Source organism: Mitsuokella sp. AF21-1AC, assembly GCF_003458855.1.
Classification (GTDB): Bacteria; Bacillota; Negativicutes; order Selenomonadales; family Selenomonadaceae; genus Mitsuokella.
In genome coordinates this window covers 1-20,350 of sequence record NZ_QRVW01000018.1, presented here as the reverse complement: position 1 = coordinate 20,350, position 20,350 = coordinate 1, and the positions used below count along the sequence as shown (strand labels likewise).

15 protein-coding genes are annotated in these 20,350 nt (G+C 58.5%); 5 read left to right on the top strand and 10 right to left on the bottom strand.

Going from position 1 to position 20,350, the window contains the following annotated elements; translation table 11 throughout:
* Positions 1–52: 52 nt before the first annotated feature.
* The 6 genes from DWX75_RS07680 to DWX75_RS07655 all read right to left on the bottom strand — a co-directional run bounded on the left by DWX75_RS07680 (position 53) and on the right by DWX75_RS07655 (position 7,352).
* Positions 53–1,060 carry a nicotinate-nucleotide--dimethylbenzimidazole phosphoribosyltransferase gene (locus DWX75_RS07680; RefSeq protein WP_118015784.1) on the bottom strand — a complete coding sequence of 336 codons (1,008 nt, stop codon included), beginning with the start codon at positions 1,058–1,060 and terminating at the stop codon, positions 53–55.
* Between the two features lie 25 nt (positions 1,061–1,085).
* Complete coding sequence (gene eutC / locus DWX75_RS07675; protein WP_118015752.1) at positions 1,086–1,874, bottom strand: ethanolamine ammonia-lyase subunit EutC; 789 nt, start codon at positions 1,872–1,874, stop codon at positions 1,086–1,088.
* Positions 1,871–3,268: an ethanolamine ammonia-lyase subunit EutB gene (locus DWX75_RS07670; protein WP_118015751.1), complete on the bottom strand. Its 1,398-nt coding sequence runs from the start codon at positions 3,266–3,268 to the stop codon at positions 1,871–1,873. The genes eutC and DWX75_RS07670 overlap by 4 nt, the downstream gene beginning before the upstream one ends.
* Before the next feature lie 57 nt (positions 3,269–3,325).
* Complete coding sequence (locus DWX75_RS07665; protein ID WP_118015750.1) at positions 3,326–4,732, bottom strand: ethanolamine ammonia-lyase reactivating factor EutA; 1,407 nt, start codon at positions 4,730–4,732, stop codon at positions 3,326–3,328.
* A gap of 2 nt (positions 4,733–4,734) precedes the next feature.
* A complete protein-coding gene (gene eat, locus DWX75_RS07660) occupies positions 4,735–6,126 on the bottom strand; it encodes an ethanolamine permease (protein ID WP_199497552.1) in 1,392 nt (463 codons plus the stop codon).
* 305 nt (positions 6,127–6,431) lie between these two features.
* A complete protein-coding gene (locus DWX75_RS07655; RefSeq protein ID WP_199497551.1) occupies positions 6,432–7,352 on the bottom strand; it encodes an SLC13 family permease in 921 nt (306 codons plus the stop codon).
* A 92-nt stretch (positions 7,353–7,444) separates the two neighbouring features.
* Between DWX75_RS07655 and DWX75_RS07650 the strand changes: the two genes are divergently transcribed.
* The 3 genes from DWX75_RS07650 (at position 7,445) to DWX75_RS07640 (ending at position 11,692) form a co-directional block, all read left to right on the top strand.
* Entirely contained in the window at positions 7,445–8,251 is an 807-nt protein-coding gene (locus DWX75_RS07650; protein ID WP_147671560.1) for a LysR family transcriptional regulator substrate-binding protein, read from the top strand.
* 134 nt (positions 8,252–8,385) lie between these two features.
* Entirely contained in the window at positions 8,386–10,341 is a 1,956-nt protein-coding gene (locus DWX75_RS07645; RefSeq protein ID WP_118015748.1) for a peptidase U32 family protein, read from the top strand.
* 112 nt (positions 10,342–10,453) lie between these two features.
* The gene (locus tag DWX75_RS07640; RefSeq protein WP_118015781.1) at positions 10,454–11,692 is read left to right on the top strand and encodes an aspartate aminotransferase family protein; all 1,239 of its coding nucleotides are present in this window, start codon (positions 10,454–10,456) and stop codon (positions 11,690–11,692) included.
* A gap of 83 nt (positions 11,693–11,775) precedes the next feature.
* On the opposite strand, the gene DWX75_RS07635 is transcribed toward DWX75_RS07640, so the two are convergent.
* Positions 11,776–12,021 carry a hypothetical protein gene (locus DWX75_RS07635; RefSeq protein ID WP_118015747.1) on the bottom strand — a complete coding sequence of 82 codons (246 nt, stop codon included), beginning with the start codon at positions 12,019–12,021 and terminating at the stop codon, positions 11,776–11,778.
* A 107-nt stretch (positions 12,022–12,128) separates the two neighbouring features.
* Between DWX75_RS07635 and DWX75_RS07630 the strand changes: the two genes are divergently transcribed.
* Complete coding sequence (locus DWX75_RS07630) at positions 12,129–12,680, top strand: phosphoribosyltransferase family protein (RefSeq protein ID WP_118015746.1); 552 nt, start codon at positions 12,129–12,131, stop codon at positions 12,678–12,680.
* Between the two features lie 126 nt (positions 12,681–12,806).
* On the opposite strand, the gene DWX75_RS07625 is transcribed toward DWX75_RS07630, so the two are convergent.
* Positions 12,807–13,307 carry a hypothetical protein gene (locus tag DWX75_RS07625; protein WP_118015745.1) on the bottom strand — a complete coding sequence of 167 codons (501 nt, stop codon included), beginning with the start codon at positions 13,305–13,307 and terminating at the stop codon, positions 12,807–12,809.
* A 235-nt stretch (positions 13,308–13,542) separates the two neighbouring features.
* On the opposite strand from DWX75_RS07625, the gene DWX75_RS07620 reads away from it, so the two are divergent.
* Entirely contained in the window at positions 13,543–13,830 is a 288-nt protein-coding gene (locus DWX75_RS07620; RefSeq protein ID WP_118015744.1) for a hypothetical protein, read from the top strand.
* 51 nt (positions 13,831–13,881) lie between these two features.
* Here the strand turns inward: DWX75_RS07620 and DWX75_RS07615 are convergent, their stop codons facing one another.
* Both DWX75_RS07615 and DWX75_RS07610 read right to left on the bottom strand, forming a co-directional pair.
* Positions 13,882–14,559 carry a hypothetical protein gene (locus DWX75_RS07615; RefSeq protein ID WP_147671558.1) on the bottom strand — a complete coding sequence of 226 codons (678 nt, stop codon included), beginning with the start codon at positions 14,557–14,559 and terminating at the stop codon, positions 13,882–13,884.
* Positions 14,560–14,576: 17 nt separating this feature from the next.
* Positions 14,577–20,141 carry a hypothetical protein gene (locus DWX75_RS07610; protein WP_118015742.1) on the bottom strand — a complete coding sequence of 1,855 codons (5,565 nt, stop codon included), beginning with the start codon at positions 20,139–20,141 and terminating at the stop codon, positions 14,577–14,579.
* Positions 20,142–20,350: the final 209 nt, after the last annotated feature.

The following is a 20,350-nucleotide window of genomic DNA, read 5'->3' as shown; positions in this document are numbered from 1 at the left end:
TATCACAAAACAGGCCTCATTCCTTCGCAGCGAGGCCTGTTGATAAATATTTTTATTGATTGGAACTTTTGACCAGTTCCTCCATGGTCTTCATATGCCGCACGGTGTAGAGCATCGTGCGCAGCAGCGAGAAGCCCAGGATGGCGCCCGTACCCTCGCCGAGGCACATCTCCGCATGGATTGGCGCGTCATCCGGCCTGATGCCGCCCGCGCGCAAAGCAACGGCTGTGCCGGGTTCCTTGGAAAGGTGTGTCGGAATGGCCATCTTCGTCACTTCGGGATTGATCCGGACGGCGCAGGCCAGGGCCACGGCCGTGATGAAGCCGTCGAGCAGGAACGGGATGCGTTCTTCCGCGCAGGCCAGCATGGCTCCGCAGAGCGCGGCGAGGTCAAAGCCGCCCACGCAGCGCAGGATGTCCTGCGGCGTCTTCATCAGGGGCCGGTAGTGCTTCGTGGCCGCCGCGATGACCTCGCGCTTGCACAGCACGATCTCCGGATGACCGGGATTGGCGCCGCAGCCCGTGATATCCTCAAGGTCCGCACCGGTCAGCGCATGCAGCACGGCAGCCGATGTCGTCGTATTGCCAATGCCCATCTCGCCGAAAGAAAGCAGATTGCAGCCTTCCTTCTGTGCCTGCCGGACCATCTCACGGCCTACATCGCAGGCACGCCAGAAGCTGCGCTCGCTCATGGCCGGGCTCTCGAGAAAGTTCTCCGTCCCCTTCGCAATCTTGCGGTCGATGCCGACGGCTTCATCGCTCCTGATGCCGACATCCACCACGGAAAGCGGTACCTGCTGGACCTGGCAGAAGCAGCTGATGGCCGCGCGGCCCTCCACCATATTCTTTGCCTGCAGATACGTGATATCCTGGTCCTGTGCCACGACACCGGCCGCGACGATGCCATTGTCGGCCGCAAACACGAAATGATGCGGCCGCAGCTCCCACTCAATCTGCGGCCAGGCGCTGAAGAGCTTCTGCACCTCTTTTTCCAGGAGCCCCAGGCTGCCAGGCGGCACGGCCATCCGCGCCGTCAGGCGCTGTGCTTTATCCATCAGCATCTTGGCCCCTCCCTTCTGAATCATGTTAAATCTTGAGTTCCACACCGCTCTTCTTCTCGCGCATGAGGATTTCCGTCAGGTGCACGACCTGCGCACCGGCCTCAAGCGGCGGGATGCCATGCGCGTAGATATTCGAGACGACCGTGCGCTGAGACTCCGGCTTCTCGCTGCTGGCCTCATACGCCATGTAAACACTCATGCTCTCGCCCGTCGCGAGGCCCGGGCGTTCGCCGATGAGCTGGATCGTGACCTTGGCGCCGAGTGCTTCGCTGATCTTGTCCATCGTCGCCACGCGACTGTAACGCACGAAAATCGGCGTGCCGACGCGATAGCCCTTTTCCTCGAAACCATCCATCATGATGGCGTAGATATCGCGAAGGTTCGCATTGATGGCAAAACCGCTGAGCCCGTCCGCCACGATGATCTGCACATCGGGATCGTGGATGCAGTCTCTCTCGATGGCCGCCATGGTTTCTGCCGAGAAAATGCGGCCACGGTCCGGCCGGCGGACGTATTCCTCCTTGTCTTTTACAAGCGTCTGCACCTTGTAGAAGCCCATCTCATCGATGAGCGTCTCATCGATATCGGTCCAGACGGCATCCTGGGCAATAGCATGATCGGCGCGGAATTTCAAGAGCGTCTCCGTCTTGAACCGGTCGCCGGCGCGGCCGATGCCCAGGCGTGCATTCGTCGTCTGCTTGAGTCTCCTGATCATCTCCAGATTCCGCGGATGGTCGACGAGCACCTTGTCCTTGACTTCCGGCAGGGAAACATCCGGCACGAAATCATTTCCGACAGTCTGTTCGCAATTCATACGGCTTTGCCTCCCTGCATCATGTGATCAACGTGGAAAAATATCGACGGGTCCCCTGCCAATCCGGTCAGGTGCCCTTCTTCATCGAGAATGCCGAGTTCCTGCAGGCGCTGCGCAAATTCGCGGATGGGCTTCTTGCCCGTGAGGCGCCGCAGGGATGCCACATCGTGGTAGCTCGTCGTCTGGTACATCAGCATGACGTCATCGCCGCCCGGAATGCCCATGATGTAGTTGCAGTCCGCCATGGCGAGCATCATCGCGAGATTCTCGAGATCATTCTGGTCGGCGCGCATATGATTCGTGTAGCAGACATCGCAGCCCATCGGGATGCCCGTGAGCTTGCCCATGAAGTGATCCTCGAGGCCGGCGCGGATCATCTGGCGGCCATCGTAGAGGTACTCCGGACCGATGAAGCCCACGACCGTATTGACGAGGAACGGATGGTAGCGCTTCGCGAAGGCGTAGCAGCGTGCCTCCATGACGAGCTGATCGGCACCGTGATGGCCGTCCGACGAGAGCTCCGAGCCCTGCCCCGTCTCAAAATACATGAAGTTCGGCCCGGTCGAGCTCTTCTTCTCCTTCATGATGGCGTACGCTTCATCCATGAGTGCGACATTGATGCCGAAGGCGCGGCTCGCCTTCTCGGAACCCGCCAGGCTCTGGAACATCAGATCCATCGGCGCGAGGTTCTTCTCGAGCACCTTCATCTGCGTCGTGACATGGGCGAGCACACAGTTCTGCGTCGGCAGCTGCCACTTGTTCATGAATTCCTTGAATTCCTTGAGGATATCCGCCACGCTGTCCATCGTATCAACGGCAGGATTGAGCCCGATCACGGCATCACCGACGCCGTAGCTGATGCCCTCCATGACGGAAGCCATGATGCCTTCGGGGTTGTCCGTCGCATGATTCGGCTGCAGGCGCGCCGAAAGCGTGCCCGGCCGGCCGATGGTTGTGTTGCAGGTGGCTTCCACATGCATCTTCTGCGCCGCATAGACGAGATCCATATTCGACATGAGCTTGGCGACGCCCGCCACCATCTCCGCCGTCAGACCCGGACGGATTGCAGCGATTTCCTCTGGCTGCGCCGCCAGCAGGAATTCGCGGAATTCCCCGACCGTCAGCGACTGAATCTTCTGGTAAACATCTTCATCCACAGCGTCCTGGTCCGCGCGCGTCACATCGTCGTCCTCGTAAGGCACGACGGGATTCTCACGCAGGTCCCGGAGCGTCATATCGGCCAGCACGGCCTTGGCGGCCACGCGCTCGACATTGCCGCGCGCCGCGATGCCGGCGAGCATATCGCCGGATTTTTCTTCATTGGCCTTGGCCAGCACGTCCTTGACATCGCGGAATGCATAGATCTGGCCAAAAAGTGTTGTCTTTAACTTCATGAAAATTTCCTGCTTTCCTTATAGCAAGCCTTCCTTATAAATACAGGAAAGACTGTATCAGCTCTTGAAAATCAGCGTCTTAACGATGACGGGCACCGTGCCGGCCACCGAATGGCCCACGTCGATGTAATCGCCCGGCAGCGCGCGGATGCGGTCGAGACAGATGATGCGCCGCCCGCCGGCCTGACGCTTCATCAGGAGTCCCAGGGCCTTCGCGAGGTCCTGCTCGAGAACGACGAGCAGCAGGCCGCGCTCGCCGGCCGTCGCGGCAACCAGGCTGTGCGCGAGCTGCTTGAGCGCCGTATAATCACTGCGTCCGGGACCGGAAAACGCGATGGCCACCTGCTGATTTTTCGGATAGATGGCGCGTTTCATGCGATATTCGCTGACAATCGTTCTCGGCCGCTCCGGGTGGTCGAGACGGATGACGGGGATGTTCTTGAGCGGGGCCCAGTCATCGTGCATGAGTACCGTGCTGCCACTCAGATGGATGGCATGGCTGCCCGCGCCAATGACTGTTGCACGGATGCGTTCTTCCGCCTCCAGCAGTGTCACAGCCGGTTCTGACCGGAAGCGGCGGCGAAAGGCTGCGCCCACCAGCGGGCCGATATCGCCGTACGCGAGCACCTGCTGCCAGCCGAGCGTCTCGGGCTGATTCCCATAGATGCACTCGGCCACACCGCCGGAGAACATGACGGCAGGCAAGGGCTGCGGCCGCTTCCCATGATTGATGAAAAGCGCCTCTTCCACCGGCGTCAGCGGCTTTCCGAGGCAGAGCCTGCAGCAGATATCCGCAAAGCGGTCCGCCAGCGCGCGAAGATCCGCAAGCTCTGCCGCCTCCCCTTCCCGTATCGTCAGCCCCATCTCCGACACGAGCGGGCGGATGCGCTCCGACACGTAAGAGACGCGGTGATTGGGCGTCAGGCGCACGAGCCGTCCGCCGATGTCGAGCGCAAAGGCATCCTGCAGCTCGCCATTGCTGAAAACAGCGACATTCGTCGTGCCGCCGCCGATATCGAAATTGGCGACCGGCTTGGAAATCCGCTTGGAATACGCTGCAGCACCTGCACCGTAGCCCGCCAGCACCGACTCAAGATCCGGCCCGGCCGTCGCCACGACGAAATCACCGGCAAGCGCGGAAAGGTTCTTCACTGCCAGGCGGGCATTCTGCTTGCGGGAGCTCTCTCCCGTGATGATGACGGCACCCGTCGTCACCTCTTCGCGCGTAAGCTGCGCCCGGCGGTATTCATCGGCGAGCAGGCAGGATAGAGCCTGCTCGTCGATGCTGCCGTCCGCGCGCAGCGGCGTGAAATGGATGGGACTTTTATAGAGGATTTCCTTCTTCGCGATCTTGACGTCCGGCACCGCCGTATAGGAATGATCCTCGAGCGTGAGCCGGCTGAAGATGACCTGCGAAGTCGTCGTGCCGATATCGATGCCGGCACTGATGATTTCCTGCTGCATGATCAGGCATCCTCATCGAGATCATCGAGCACGCCGAATTCCTCCTCGAACGGACGGATGTGCCTGTTGCCATGCAAGAAATAATAGGCAATCGCGACGGCGTAAATGCCGACGACGTAAGGAAGCACGGCACTCGATGCCATCAGGAGGCTCACGAGGCAGAAGACGGCCATGATGACACTGACAGCAGGGATGACGAGGCTCGGCACGCGGAACGGGCGCTTGAGCGCCGGCTCCTTATGGCGCAGGATGAAGAACGAGACGAGGCTCGTCAGATACATGACGACGGAGCCGTAGCAGGCAATGGTGATGACGAGGTCCGTGAGTCCCGTCAGGGCCGTGAACAGGCAGACGATGCCCGGCAGCACGAGTGCCCAGACAGGCGTATGGTGCTTCTCGTCGAGATGCGCGAGGAATTTCGGCAGATAGCCCGTGCGGGCCATGGCGTACGTCTGGCGGGAATAGCCGACGATGATGCCGTGCAGCGAGGCCACGAGGCCGAAGAGGCCGATGCCGCTCATGAGCAGTACGGGCAGAGAGCCGTCGCCATAAGCAGATGCAAGGGCCATGGGCAGCGGGAAGTCCACGGCGGAGATGGCCGAGACATCGGCGATGCCGGCCGTCAGGAAAAGTGTCAGGGCAGCCATGATGAGCAGCGTTGCCATGCCGCTCAGGAAGCCCTTCGGGATATCGTGCTGCGGGTCGACCATCTCTTCGGCGCTCATGGCACCGCCCTCAATGGCCAGGAAGAACCAGATGGCAAACGGTACCGCCGCCATCACGCCGCCAAAGCCGTTCGGCAAAAGCGGCGTCGTCAGCACGCGGGAGGCATCGAAATGCGGAGCCGCGAGCAGCCAGTAAACGACGAGCCCGGCCAGCGCGATGATCGTGACGGTAAGCTCGAATGTAGCCGACGTCTTCATGCCGAGGTAATTGAGGAAGATGAAGAAGAAGAACGCGGCCACAGTCGCAACCATCGGATCGACGGCAGGAATCAGCGCATGAACGTAACCGCCGACTGCCAGCGCAATGGCCGGCGGGGCAAAGACGAACTCGATGAGGCAGCTGATGCCGTTGAGATATCCGCCGAACTTGCCCATGGCGCGGCGCGCATAGGCGGAAGGACCGCCCGCATGCGGGATGGCCGTCGCGAGCTCCGAGTACGAAAGGATGAACGTCACGTAGAAAATCGTGACGGGGATCAGCGCCAGCGCAAGGCCCATGACGCCTCCGGCGGCAAAACCGTAGCTCCAGCCGAAATAATTGCCCGAAATGACAAGGCCCACGGCCAGTGACCACAGATGAATCGGCTTGAGTACGCGCGTCAGGTTTTCATCCTGCGCGGCTTCGGCCGGCCGGGCGACCGCCATGGCATTGCTGTGATGATTGCTCATACAAATTCCCTCCTGTTGCAAAAAGCCAGTCGTCCCCCTGCACAGCGCGGCGAACCGCACGGCGGGAACAACTGGCTTCTTTGCCTGAAGTATTTCTATTATTACGATTACGTATAAAATTCATCTCCCACCAGATGAAAAGGCGCCTGATGAGAGAACGGGCCCATCCTCTCATCAGGCGCCTTTGCCTGGTTGAACGATAGTTGTAATATAGCATGACAAAATGTACTTGTCAACAACAAAATCTGACACAAATCCACTAAAAACATCCTCACATCGTGAACTCATGTTCTTGTACATATCCATCAGCCCGCGAGGAATGTCATGGCGGCCCAGCAAACACAGGTATTGACCAGCATGGTCAGGATCGACAGCCGGAGGCCCTGATGCATCTGGACCTTCGCATCGAGGCCGTAGCCCACGGGGACGGCCCTCGTCGTCACGGGCAGGATATAGGCACAGGAGCTCGCCGCAATCGTGCCGATGACATACGGCACAGGCGGCAGGCCGAGCGTCTGGCAGACGGAAACCGTCAGGGGCAGGCAGATGGAGACGGCCAAGAGAATCGGCACGAACCAGCGCATCCATTCGATGTACATGAATTCATGGCCCGTCAGGTCCTCGATATACGAGATGGCCACGAGATTGGCCGGGCTGCCGATGGGCGTGCCGAAGCCGCCGATGCCGCTGCCCCAGCCGATGGCAAGCAAAATGGGCACGGCTGCCGCGCTCGTGCTGATGTCCTTCTGCCCCGTGACCTTGAGCATGCCGGCTGCAATCGGGCAGAGGATGGCCGCCACGACTGTATTCGGCAGGAAGGCCGACATCAGCACGGAGGCAGCCAGCCAAACGAAGATCTGCTGGCGCATGGACGTGCCGATGAAGCAGATGGCGCGCAGCGAAATGCGCCGGTCGAGCCCCGTCGTGCTCCAGGCCATGCAGATGAGATCGGCCCCGAGCAGCAGCACGACGATATCCGTGAAATACTGGGAAATCACATGGCTGTTCGGGATCAGGGAGCAGACGGCATTGACGGCGATGGGCAGCATCGAGGTCACGGCGATGTGCACCGGGCGGAAGATCCACCAGAGTGCCATCCAGAAGGCCGTTCCCACCGCCAGTGCACCCGCCCAGCCCGTCAGGGGCGACAAGATGAGGTTGGCTAGCAGAAACGCCAGCGGCCCCGACCACAGCTTCTTCAACGTTTCTTTATCAAAATGCATCATCCGCACCTCCACAGCTCTTTCTGTATACATTATACAAGACGCTCTCCGCGCACATCGCCCAGCTCGAACGCGAGATTGGCTCGCCGCTCGTCGTGCGCCGCGTGCCGCTGACCTTCACCTGGACCGGTCAGGTCTTCTACCAGCACGCGCTGAAACTCCATAAAGAAGAAGACGCCATGCGCAAGGCGCTCGCCGATGCCTGCCAGGAGGAAACGGGCTGCCTGCGCATCGGCATCGCGCCCAACCGCGAGCACGCCATCCTGCCCGCCATCCTCGAACGCTATACGAGAGAGCATCCCGGCATCCGCATCCAGATGACGGAGGATATCAACCGCCACCTGATCCAAAAGCTCAGCGAAGGCGGGCTCGACCTTGCCATCGTCCATATGGAGCAGCCGCTCGCCGGCATCACGCAAGAAGCCTTCTATCAGGAGGAAATGGTCCTGCTCATCCCCAATCAGCTGCTCATCGGGCTGGCCGAGGTGCAGCAGCTGCCATTTGCCAGCCTGCTGAAGCGCCTCAGCAGCGGCACGGCCGGCTGCCTTGCACCGCTCGCCCGTGCCCCGTTCCTGCTCTCCGAGAGCGGCACCGTGCCGGGACGCCTTGCCCGCCGGCTGCTCGCCGAAGCTGATATCGAGCCCTTCGTCCGCGTATCATCCGACAATCTGCGCCTGCTGCTCGAGCTCTGCGCCGCGGGCAGCGGCCTGATGTTCTGCCCCGCCAACCTCATCGCGCGCAACCTCACGAAGCAGCAGCGGCAGCGCCTCACTCGCATCCCGCTGCGTACCGGCGAGCGCCTGATTTCCTTCTGCTACCGCCGGGAACTGCATGACTGGAGCCTCCTCGCAGCCTTCATGGACACGGCCCGTCAGATCATGTATGCCGGTCAGGACCACTGACGATTCATGCCGAACAAAAGTATGTTTATTATAATCCCGTGCAAGAATATCCATTGCGTATTTGCTGACGGGATATATTCCTGTTATAATTAATATTTAGACGATTTGACATCGCGATAAAAGGAGTAAATACTATGATCTTAAACCGCAAATCCGTAGAACTGCTGGCACCAGCCGGTACCTGGGACGCCCTGGTCGCTGGTGTGGAATCCGGTGCCGACGCCGTCTATCTTGGCGGCAAACACTTCAACATGCGCATGCATGAAGGCGATTTCAACTTCAGCGACGAAATGCTGAAAAAAGCCATCGATTACGCCCACGCACACGATGTGCGCCTCTATATCACCCTCAACAACCTCATCAGCGATGAAGAGATCCCGGCGCTGCGCCAATACCTCACGTATCTCAACGAGATCCACCCCGACGCCCTGCTCGTACAGGACTTTGCCGTTCTCGAGCTCATCCATGACATGGGCCTCTCGATTCCCCTGCACACCTCCGTCATGATGAACACGCACAATGAACATGCCATCGAGAAGCTCAAGGAATACGGCATCACACGCATCGTCGTCGGCCGCGAGATGACGCTCTCCGAACTCAGCCTCTTCCGGGAGCGCACGGGCATCGAAGTCGAATACTTCATGCATGGCGACATGTGCATCAGCGAATCGGGCCAGTGCATCCACTCCGGCGTCCTCTTCGGCCAGAGCGGCAACCGCGGCCGCTGCCTCAAGCCCTGCCGCTGGGCCTACAAGCTCATCGACGAGCAGACGGGCGAAGTGCTCGACCAGGACGGCCCCGGCGCCTACAAACTCGCACTCAAGGATATGTGCATGTACCGCGCCATCCCGCAGCTCATCCAGGCCGGCGTCTACTCCTTCAAGATTGAAGGCCGCATGCGTCCCGCCGGCTTCATCCGCCGCATCGTCTCGACGTACCGCAAGGCCATCGATGCCTACATCGCTGACCCGAACGGCTACACGACGGACGAAGCGGGCTGGAAAAATCTCTACGACAACCGCGCGCGCGATTTCACGACGACGTTTGCCTTCGGCCAGCCCGGCAAAAAGGACATCGGCTTCACGGGCGAGCGCGAGCCGCGCTTCTTCAGCCATGCCGTCAAGGAAGCAGGCTTCCAGGATGAAGTGCTCAAGCAGGAACGCGACATCGAGAAAGAGAACGCGCCGCACCGCCATCTGAGCGTCCGCGTCAATACGCCCGCGTCTGCCAAAGCCGCCATCGACAACGGCGCCGATACGGTCTATGTCGGCGGCGAAGCCTTCCGCCCGCTGCGCCCCTGGAAGCTCGGCGACTATGCAGACATCCTCGCCTATGCCAAAGGCAAAGCCAAAGTCGTCGTCAATACGCCGCGCACGACGATGCGCCGCGAATGCGGGGAGCTTGAACAGTTCTTCACGGCCCTCAAGGACATCCGCCCTGATGGCATCATGGTCAGCAACCTCGGCTCCCTGAAGCTTGCCAAGAGCATCACGGATTTCCCGGTCCAGGCTGACGTCTCCTTCAATCTCTTCAACCATCTGGCCGCGAAGTTCCTCAAGGAAAATGGCCTCGTCATGGCAGCGACCTCGTACGAGCTCTCCTTCGAGCAGCTGCGCGAAATCGTCGAGAGTGCCGAACTGCCGCTTGAGACGGTCGTCCACGGCGCCTACGAGTCCATGATCTGCGACCATGACTTCCCGGCCATGAGCCTGCCAGCCTTCAACGAACTCGACAACCCGGAAGTCCTCGACCGTCACTACGCCTTCCTCGACACGGCCGGCGAGAAGCACCCGATCCGCATCGACCAGTACGGCCGCAACCACATCGAATTTGCCAAGGACCTCTGCCTCTATCCGTATCTCGCAAAATTCAACGGCCTCGCTTCCTATCGCATCGAAGCACAGGACTACACGCCGGAACTCACGGGGCTCGTGACGAAACTCTATCGCGAGGCACTCGACAAGCTCGCTGCGGGCAAAACCGCAGCCGACGCCTTCGATGCCGCCGCCTTTGAGACGGTCAAGGACAAGAGCCCGCGTGAATTCGGCCTCGGCACCTACCGGTTCCGCCAGAGCCGCAACTCCATCTGACCCGTGCGCTTGATTTCCATAACGACATCAATTTACAAGGAGGTCTTTCATCTTGGGAGAAAAAACGTACATCGGCCCGGAAGCCATCATCGCGAAAAAGAAGAAGTACATCATGCCCTGCCTCGGCCATTTCTACAAGAAGCCGATGGAGCTCGTCAAAGGCTCCATGCAGTATCTGTACGACAGTGAAGGCAGGAAATACCTCGACTGCTTCGCCGGTGTCTCGGTCATGAACTGCGGCCACTGCAACCCGGCGATTACGAAGAAAGTCGTCGAGCAGGTGGAAACCCTGCAGCATGTCTGCAACATCTACCTGACGGAGAATTTCGTCAACCTGGCGGAGCGCCTCGCAGAAGTGACTCCGGGCGACCTGCAGAAGACCTTCTTCTGCTCCACGGGCTCCGAGGCGACGGAAGGTGCCCTGCTGCTCGCTTCCATCTACACGAAGAACAGCGAGATCATCGCGCTGCGCAACGGCCTGCACGGCCGCACGAAGCTCGGCATGAGCGTCACGGGCATCGGCATGTGGCGCACGGATCCGGAGCCTGTCGGCGGCATCCACTTCGCACCGAACCCCTACTGCTACCGCTGCCCGCTCAACAAGCGCTATCCGGAATGCGACCTCGCCTGTGCCAACGCCATCGAGGATGTCATCACGACCTCCACGAGCGGCCGCCCCGGCGCGTTCATCGCCGAGACGATCCAGGGCAATGCCGGCATCATCGTGCCGCCGAAAGGATACTATAAGCGCGTCAAAGAGATCCTTGCTGCCCACGGCACGCTCTTCATCGCCGACGAAGTCCAGACGGGCTTCGCGCGCACGGGCAAGATGTTCGCCATCGAGAATTTCGATGTGGCGCCGGATATCATGGCCGTCGCCAAAGCCCTCGGCAACGGCGCACCGATCTCGGCCTTCATCTCGACAGCGGAAATTGCCGACACCTACACAAAACCGGGTGCCTCGACGCTCGGCGGCAACCCCGTCTCCACGGCAGCCGGCCTCGCCGTGCTCGACTACATCGAGAGCCACCATCTCGCCGATAACGCAGTAGCTCGCGGCGAGCAGCTGCGCGCCGGCCTGCGCGAGCTTCAGAAGAAGCATCCGATCATCGGCGACATCCGCGGTCTCGGCCTCATGACCGGTGCGGAATTCGTCCACGCGGACAAGAGCCCGGCCGCCGAGGAACTCGACGATGTACTCGAAACGCTCAAGGACCGCGGCTTCATCATCGGCAAGAACGGCGTTGCCCGCAACGTCATGGCCTTCCAGCCGCCGCTCGTCATCACCGAACAGAACATCGACGATGTGCTCAACGCCCTCGAGCTCGTGCTGACGGAGAAAAAACTCTGAGCCGTCTGCCGGTGCCCTTGCCCGAGCAATTGCATACGAAAAAGCCGCAGCATCTCATCGCTGCGGCTTTCGTATGCCCGGAATCAATCCTCATGCTGATGAATCTCGGCCTGCTGCTGGCGCAGGGCCTCGATGCCGATGCGGAATTCTTCCATCGTGAGCGTGAAGTACGGCAGGGTCTTCAGCACGTCGTAGACCTCCTGCTGGGATCTGGCCGCGTCGAGCTGCTCACCGATGCCGTCCTCCGTCAGGGCATGCAGCAGCATATGCGTGATCTCCTCCACGGCACGCTGCTCCTCGCGGAATGATTCTTCCTGATGGGTTTCCATTTTTCCTCTTCCTTTCTGATTTCTACATTCCTGCCCGGTTGAACACAATTGCACCTCCCATCTAATCATAGTATAATGAAGATATACCATTATGGAGAGGTGCAAACATGGCAGATAGATTCTATACGTTAAACATCGCAGGCTGCAAACGCGACCTGCCGGTACTCAACATCAATGACAAGCTCGCAATCGCCGGCTTTGTCATGCTCGGCGACGTGAGCCTGACGCGTGCCTGCGCCCACGAGCTCGCCAAAAAAGTTCCCGCCGGCACGGACTACATCCTGACGGCCGAAACAAAAGGCATCCCGCTCGCTGAAGAACTGGCGCGCGAGCTCGGCATGGACCGCTACATCGTGGCCCGCAAATCCGTCAAAGCCTATATGGAAAACGCACTCTGGGTCGAGGATGTCTCCATCACGACCAAGGGCACACAGAAGCTTTGCCTCGACGGCGCCGACATTGAACGCGTCAAGGGTCACAACATCCTGCTGCTCGACGATGTCATCAGTACGGGCGGCTCGATGAAAGCCCTCGTCGAGCTGACGGAAAAGGCCGGCGGCCATGTCATCGGCCAGGCCTGCGTGCTCGCCGAAGGCGATGCCGCCCAGCGCGAGGACATCATCTACCTCCAGCCGCTGCCGCTCTTCGATGCCGAGTAAGCCGGCACCTTAGACCCGTCTTGCAAAAAGCCGCCGCGTGGAGCAGATCCTTCTGCTTCACGCGGCGGCTTTTCCCGTCCTCCACCATCCTCACGGAATGAAGATCGGACCTGGTCGCCAAAGTACTCAGAACTTCACCGTCACGCCGACACCGACGCCATTTTCACGGCTGCCCTCATCGGGCTTGAAGTTATGATAATTGACGTTGAGATCAACGTTGAGCAGTAAGTTCTTGTTGATACCGACCTGCGTCTCATTGAAATCCTTGCCTGACACGTACGATGCATAAGCGTCAAAGCCCATGATCTTCGGCGTGCTGACTGCAACACCGGCAAAGGCATTGTCCTTATCGTTCGGCAGATTCCAACGGTAACCACCGATTACCTTGAGCTCGGAACCAACGACATCATACTGCAGATAGGCGTCCTTGTGGTCGCCCTTCTCATCGCGGTCTGCATACTGGAAGCCGACCGTGGCCTTGTTCGTGACTTTATGCTCGATGTAGCTCTCTTTCGTGCCAACACCGACGGCCGTCTCATGATTGGCCATCTGATTGATTGGCGCCGCCAAGGCGCAGGAAGAACTGACGAGGAGCATTGCCGCCGTCAGCAGTGCTGATTTTTTCATAAGCTGTCCCTCCAAAATCAAATCGTATAGAATGGTATGGATACAGAATATCCAGTAATACAATCTAAGCCTACATGATTTCCGGACAACTGTCAAATCCTTTTGAGAGACTCATTCTCTCTTTCAGTCCGTCATAGTCTGCGAATGGCAGAAATGCGCCGCTTCTGATACAATTATCACGATAACGTTTTCCGCATTGCATCCGAACATCCAAACATCAGAAAGAAGGATCATCATGTCAATCAAAATCACCGGTTACTATAAGCTCCCGCACCAGACCACGCCGGAACTCGTGGACTTCGACGAGGTCTTCAACACCTCCTTCATGCGCCGCTATACGAAATTCCGCACCTTCGAGAAATTTCTGCAGGGCGGCAGGTTCGGCATTGAAAGCCAGCGCGACTTCGAAGCCCTGCCCGAAGAGCAGATGGACGCCTGGGTCAGGAAAAGCACGAAGTTCTCCTCCTGGCAGGAGATGCTCGACATCGCCACCGACAAATACGTCATGCACAAGAACCGATGACCAAAATGGCAGCAGCCTGCGTTTCCTGCGGGCTGCTGCCATTTTATCTTCTCATTCCTGCTGCACATCCTGCAGGAACGCCTTCAATGCCCTGCTGTCGCTGTGCAGCATTTTTTCGGTCAGGCGCTGCAGGGATTCAAACTCTTCCCGCTTGAGCCGCGTATCGACAAGGGCTTCGGTCATCGCGGCGAGATACCGCATGACCACGCCCTTCTGCCGGCATTTTTGCAGCGACGATTCGTATTCATGCCGAAGGATCTCATAGTCGTGATTGGTCACATGACGGTATTCATATGTCGCCGACTGCCGGCTGTCCTCCGCGATGGTGTGCATTGCCTTGATGGCATTGTTGAAATCCTTATTGTAGAGCTTCTGGCTCAGGCTGTCCACACGCTGGTTGAAGGATTTCATGGCGAGTTCGAAGCGCTCGACGCGCTCGTTGAAACGGCTGATGACGCGCGACTCGGCGATGAGCCCGTGCTGGCCGTCGCGCATCGCTTCCGTCAATGCCTTGACTGCCTCGACCTGTTTCTGCAGTTCTTCAAGCGATTTCCCATAGGCGGCAAATGTTCCCGCGGGGTCAGATGCCTTGAGATCCGCATCGAGTCCAGATACATACTGATTGAGTCGGCTGATGTATTTCTCAATGTCCTCCAGCCCCTTCTGATAGCCGATAATCGTTTCGCAGACGCGGCTGAGTTCTTCTTTGCTGTCCAAATCCATTGACATATGGCATTTCCTTTCTCTTATTCTGCTTCGTGCAGCGGCCACTGACAGACAGCCTGATGCACCTGCCGGTAATCCGACTGGATCCGCTGCGCGGCATTGGCCGCCCAGCCAGCGAGGGATGTCTGCAGCCATGGATACACCCGGAGGCCTTCGAACAGGGCCTCATAGAAGTTCGCGGCATCCTTGCTGCCCTGCTCCTCGCCCATGCCGTATTTATAGCGCCAGGCCTGCTGCGCTGCGGTGATGAAATCTTTGCCGGCCCTGCCGGTAAGCGCATAGGCCGCCAGAAATTCACTACCAGCGATATCCGGGCGCGCCATCATCGTTTCCGGTGCATGACGGCGCGTGCGGCCATGATCCGACCAGTCGGCAGCGATCCCCGCATACGCCCGCAGGGCCGCGGCATACGCCCCGCGGCTTTCGAGCAGGCGGCCGCGGCAATAGGCAATCATATTGGCGTCGCGTCCTTCGGCCTCGTAAATACGCAGGGCCAGGTCGTACTGACCGAAATTCAGGGCATGCTCGGCCGTCTCCAGCCGGTTTTCCGCCACATTCTCGCGGACGCCCTGATACAGATAGCCGAGCCAGGTCATTTCACCATAATCCGCCTTGCCCGTGAGGTCATCCGCATAATCGATGAGGCCTTCACAAACAGCATCTTCGAGGAATTCATAGATTTTCGTGCCCGGAACGGCATCTTCCTCATAGATAATCAGGCAGGCATTGCTGCGCGTGGCGCCGACATAGAAATACTTCCAGGCCATCGCCGGATTGCCTCCCGTCTCCGAAAGCACATCGTAGAGCAGCACCGAAGGATATTCCATGCCCTTGCAGTGGAGGATGTCGGTCACGGCATCCTCCTCTGTCAGCGGGAAGTCCTGCCTGCCGCGGGCTCCCTCAAAGGCAAAGATGGTCTGCAGATCGCTCTGCGGGACCTTGCGCCAGAGCTCATCGATCAGGAGCCGCCGGTTCTTCTCGCCGGCGGCCACCCAGACGGGCCGCATGCCCTGCATGGTCATGGGCGGCACCGTGATTTCATGCATCTCATCCTGACGCAGCGTCAAAAGTCCTGCCGTACGGAAATACCGGACCAGATAATTCTGGAAGTCGATGATGCTGCGGCTCGAGCGATAATTGTAATGCAAAAAGCGCGGCCGGAGCCCGGAGGCCTCCACATGATGTCCCTGTGCCCGGTCATACGCGTTCGAGGTCGTGCGCATCCAGCCCTCGTCAAAATACGTCGGCTGCACCATCTGGCAGCGGTCGGAAGCCATGCGCTTATGGCGCGTGCCGCTGAGCAGATGAAAGATGGCCAGCAGCTCCCTCTGTGTGAGATCCTGGCATTCATCCACGAAGACGGCACCGTATGGATACTCGTGATGCTTCGTGCTCTTGAGCAGCAGCCGGGCCATGTCGTTGTCGTCAAAGAGATGATGGCGGTGCAGATACTGCTGATACCTCTCATAGACACGGTAGAGCACCGTCTCCCAGAGCACCGTGCTCCTGCTTGCCTTTTTCTCCCGGCGCAGCCGGTCCTGATACTCCGCAGGAGACAAGGCCTCCCGTATTTTCTGGAGCCGCCCGTAATCGATATCCTCCGGCACGGCCCCCTTGATGATACCGTGAATCTCCCGCCAAGCCGCGAGCCGCGTCATCTCTTCCGTCTGCCGGGCAAAGTCTGGGTCCTTGCGATGCCAGAACTGCGTCCAATCGACATGCTCAGCCCAGAAAGCAGAAAAGGCCGCGTAGCTCTGCGCGGCGTTCAAGAGCTGTGTTTCGGGGATTTCCGGATGGATGGCCTTGACTGCCGCCCGCAGAAAATCAAACGTCGTGCGGATCTCAGCCTTGGAAGGCAGGACCTTGCCGTCCTCAAGCTGCTCCTTCTCGAACTCAAACGACAGCGTGTAGACGAGATTCTCCGACATCGTCAGATAAAGCGCATCGTGATGCGGCTGCCGCAGCTCCTGGCGCAGCCACTTGAGCCCGATGACCGACTTGCCCGCGCCGGCATTGCCGATGACTGAGAGATTCTCAGCGCGTTTGGCGCTCTCCATCGCCGCTTTCTGATCGTCGTCGAAGACAAAATGTGTCGGCGTCGCCAGATAATCTCCAAACGACAGATGGTGTTTCCTGCCCTGCTCCGGCCAGGAAGATAGCTGCCGCAGGAAGTCCGCCGTATCATAGTAGACATAGCCGATGCTCTTGCCCTTAAGCTTGCGGATATCCGCCATCTGCCGGTCGTGGCTGCTCAAAGCCAGGAGCGTCAGGATGCCGTCTTTATAGACCATGCTGAGACGATGATCTCCGACGCGCCGCTTGAAGACACGCCGTTTATTCCTGCCTGCCACGAACTTGAAATCGTTGCCGGCCGCCCGGGCTTCTCCGGAAAAGATCTTCTGCATCTTGATGAGACGCTTCGCAAATGTTCGCCGGAACCGCTCCTGATACGCAGCCGGCACATGACGGAAAATATGCTTGTCAAACTGGATGCCGCGAAAAACGGACAGAGCGGGATTCGAGACGGACTCATCCTGCCGCTCAGCCTGTTCAGTCTGTTCAGTCTGTTCAATCTGTCCGAGCTGTTCGGAATTGCCGCGCGCCGGCTCCGCCGGCACATCCAAAAGTTCTGCTGCCGAATTTGGCTCGCCCGCAGCATCCTGCTCCGCATCCGCCGAGTCCGTGCTGGCAAAGAATCGTGCACGCGCCTGGGTTCTCCATGCTTCCTTCTCCGCGAGTCCGGGCGTGAACGGGACAGGCTTATAATTTCGCTCATAGCGGACACGCTTTACAATAGCCGTCAGAAGTGCCTCGATTTCCTGTGGCCAGTCCTCCTGATCAGCAGCCGTCAGCAACGAACGGTACTGTTCCGTCAGTACCGGCACAGACTGCTCACTCACCAGCCTCGGCTCCTGCTCGGACACGAAATCATAGAGCTCCTCATAAAGGCTGCGGCTCGTATCAAGGAACCCCGGCAAATGCAGGAAGTCATTGGAAAAACAGGTATAATACGCCTCAATCGCCGCTTCGCGTTCCTGGTCGAGCAGGATCACACGATAGCCCCGGTTCTTGCGCTGTATCTTGAAGGCCGCCCGGATCTGCTGGGCGGTATCTTCTCCAAGTGTTGCAGCCATCAGAAGATGTCTTTGACCCCTCGTCTCATACACACCATAAGATGGAGGCCGCGAAACGCGATGGTCCGCCGCATCCAGGACATCACAATGCTTTGCGGACAGACAGATGAAGAGCACCTGCCGGAAGAGTTCCGCTTCCTGCCGGCAGCGGAACCAGCCGAGCACAGAGTGGTCCGCCGCATCGCACACGAGATACGGCAACAGTTGCTGCGCCCGCGCGCGAAATTGCGGATCCGGCTGCCAGAGATACTGGAAGCCGCGCTCATTCAAACTGATGCGTCCTTGCGCGATAAAATCGTTCAGCCGGATGAGGGCCGTTTCGATGTTCTGCGTCACCATGCTGTTCCCGCAAACCTTCTGGCAAGCCAACGCCCGCTGCCAGGCACGAAGCGGGAACGCGCTGACATCCAGCTTCTCGCTCTGCGCCAGCAAATCTGCCAGCGGAGAAAACGCATCATCCGGATCGACCGGAGCAATACAGAACCGCAGGCCGTAGACCACCACGTAGCAAAAATCCTGACGATACATGTAAATAGCTTCATGCGTCCGCATACAGCGCGCCGTCTTCAAACGGTTGAGCATGCAGGTCATGTAGCGCGGGAGCTGCTGCGGCCGCCCGTTATACGCGAACAGCAGCGAAAAGGAAGCGGCAAACAGATACGCATCCGCTGCCGTCCGCAGCGGGCAGTGACGCGACACTTCATAAGCGCGCATGGCATCCGCCTGGCTCACCGCTTCATCCGCATCAACAGCGAGTGTCAGGAAATATGTTCGGTCTGCCGCCAGCTGTACAAGGAATGCTTGATCTTCCGCATCGTTTTTATCGGTAGCCTCCACAGTCACGGCAGGAGCTTTCCCCTTCCCGTCAGGAGCTGGATTCAACTGCGCAAAGAGATCCTGCAGCAGCAGCTTGTAGCTCGCCGGGATCTGTTTCTCCTTGCGGAATGCCGTCGCCAGCTGCTTGGAAGAATGCCTGGCATCGTCATGCTGGCTGGCAAAATATTGAAGCCGTGCCATGACCGCGACGCCCTGCTGACGGGCATGCGTAAGGAAATCGCACGTCTCCTGCCGCATGGCCGCTCTATTTTTCGGCAAATACCGATCATCGGGCAGGATCTCGGAGCCCAGCGGCATATCCGCAAGGATATCCAAGAGATACTGATGCCTGTCACTGCTGATGTTCTTCTTCGTCAGTGCGGCTTCCCCGTCCGCTTTTTGGGGAACCGGCGCGATATCCAGCAGCGACTGCTGCACACGCGTCCCGGCAGCAGCTTCTTTTCTGTCTGCCCGCAGCTCTTCACGCTTCTCACGCAGCCAGCGTTTGGCCTCTTTGTACGAATAGAAAATCTCACTGACACAGTCTTCATCTTTGCCCAAAGCCTGCTGGTAAAATTCCTCATTCAGGAAAATCCCGCAAACCTTCCCCCGTGCCACGGCATAATAGCGGCGCTGACCAAACGTTTGCGGCATTGCATCCTCTTCCTTTTCTTTTTCCTTTTTCACGATTGGCTTAGGCAAGGCTCCAGAATCCGGAGTCTTCGCCGGCTGATATATGCCAGAATCCGTTACGTTAAAATAATGCTCCAGCTGTTCCCGTAATTTGGATGTATGTACATGATGGACTTTCTCCTCATTCTGTTTTTCCTGATATAAGGCAAAAATCCGCAGCCAGGCTTTCGCAGCAACAGCGTTGAAATCCGGAAAATCCAAATCATACGCAAGGATAGCTGCCTGCTCATCAAAAGCCGATTGCAGCGACAAGATTGAATTGTACTTCTTTTTGTTTTTCTGTACCCAGCGGAGCAATTCCTGATAAAACTCCTTCGCCCGCTCATCTTCTCCCGGCAGGATGAGCGCAAGCATCTGCTCGTCCTGCAGAGCCGTATCATTCGTCGAAGTATCCAGCCAGGCAAAGCTGCCATGAGGATATTCCCGCTGGCAGGCCTGCTCGAGCAAAGATTGACAAACCTCATCATAGCAGCGGCAGATACGCAGGCACCGCCCGTCCGTCATATCATAAAAGTCCTGCTGCCATGACGTTCCTGCCGTGATGCCGCGATAAAAACGACGATACGCATAACGCACCATGACTTCAAAATACGGCCAGTATTCTTTTGGGAACAAACGCTCGTAAGCCGCTGTCATCGTCTCCTCATCCTCAAAACGGTCAGACGCCAGGTGCTCTTTCATATCAGCCATCAGGACTCTGTACCAGTCCACCCGGTGTTCCTGCTGTTCCTTCTGAAAATACGTGCGGGCAGGCTCCGGCAGGCAGCGCAGGCGCAGCGTATTCTCTGCATCCAGGAACACACCAGCTTCCACATCCAGTCCAGCATTACGGAACGCATGCAAAATAAATTGAGCATATTTTCGATTCACAGCTTTCAGGATGACGTTGCCATCACCATCCTGAAACCGATAGATTTCAATCTGCAGCTTCGCTCGCCACATAATATCACCTCCCGTCAATACAACACATTCTCATTTCCATGTTACATCAATATGTATCCCAAATCGATGCCAATGCAAGTCCTGACCACACGCCCGCTTGATAATAGCCCAGACCTTGACACTCCCCATGCCTGAAGGCAGGAGATTCTTGGTTCGACAACCACTGCACCGCCTCCGAAGAATTGGCGTCTTACACGATTTCCCCAAGC

Coding starts and splice junctions, on each gene's coding strand:
- DWX75_RS07620 (WP_118015744.1), top strand. CDS start 13,543: ATGTCAATCAAAATCACCGGTTACTATAAGCTCCCGCACCAGACCACG.
- DWX75_RS07670 (WP_118015751.1), bottom strand. CDS start 3,268: ATGAAGTTAAAGACAACACTTTTTGGCCAGATCTATGCATTCCGCGAT.
- DWX75_RS07625 (WP_118015745.1), bottom strand. CDS start 13,307: ATGAAAAAATCAGCACTGCTGACGGCGGCAATGCTCCTCGTCAGTTCT.
- DWX75_RS07640 (WP_118015781.1), top strand. CDS start 10,454: ATGCCCTGCCTCGGCCATTTCTACAAGAAGCCGATGGAGCTCGTCAAA.
- eutC (WP_118015752.1), bottom strand. CDS start 1,874: ATGAATTGCGAACAGACTGTCGGAAATGATTTCGTGCCGGATGTTTCC.
- DWX75_RS07680 (WP_118015784.1), bottom strand. CDS start 1,060: ATGCTGATGGATAAAGCACAGCGCCTGACGGCGCGGATGGCCGTGCCG.
- DWX75_RS07610 (WP_118015742.1), bottom strand. CDS start 20,141: ATGTGGCGAGCGAAGCTGCAGATTGAAATCTATCGGTTTCAGGATGGT.
- DWX75_RS07665 (WP_118015750.1), bottom strand. CDS start 4,732: ATGCAGCAGGAAATCATCAGTGCCGGCATCGATATCGGCACGACGACT.
- DWX75_RS07615 (WP_147671558.1), bottom strand. CDS start 14,559: ATGTCAATGGATTTGGACAGCAAAGAAGAACTCAGCCGCGTCTGCGAA.
- DWX75_RS07635 (WP_118015747.1), bottom strand. CDS start 12,021: ATGGAAACCCATCAGGAAGAATCATTCCGCGAGGAGCAGCGTGCCGTG.
- eat (WP_199497552.1), bottom strand. CDS start 6,126: ATGAGCAATCATCACAGCAATGCCATGGCGGTCGCCCGGCCGGCCGAA.
- DWX75_RS07655 (WP_199497551.1), bottom strand. CDS start 7,352: ATGATGCATTTTGATAAAGAAACGTTGAAGAAGCTGTGGTCGGGGCCG.
- DWX75_RS07645 (WP_118015748.1), top strand. CDS start 8,386: ATGATCTTAAACCGCAAATCCGTAGAACTGCTGGCACCAGCCGGTACC.
- DWX75_RS07630 (WP_118015746.1), top strand. CDS start 12,129: ATGGCAGATAGATTCTATACGTTAAACATCGCAGGCTGCAAACGCGAC.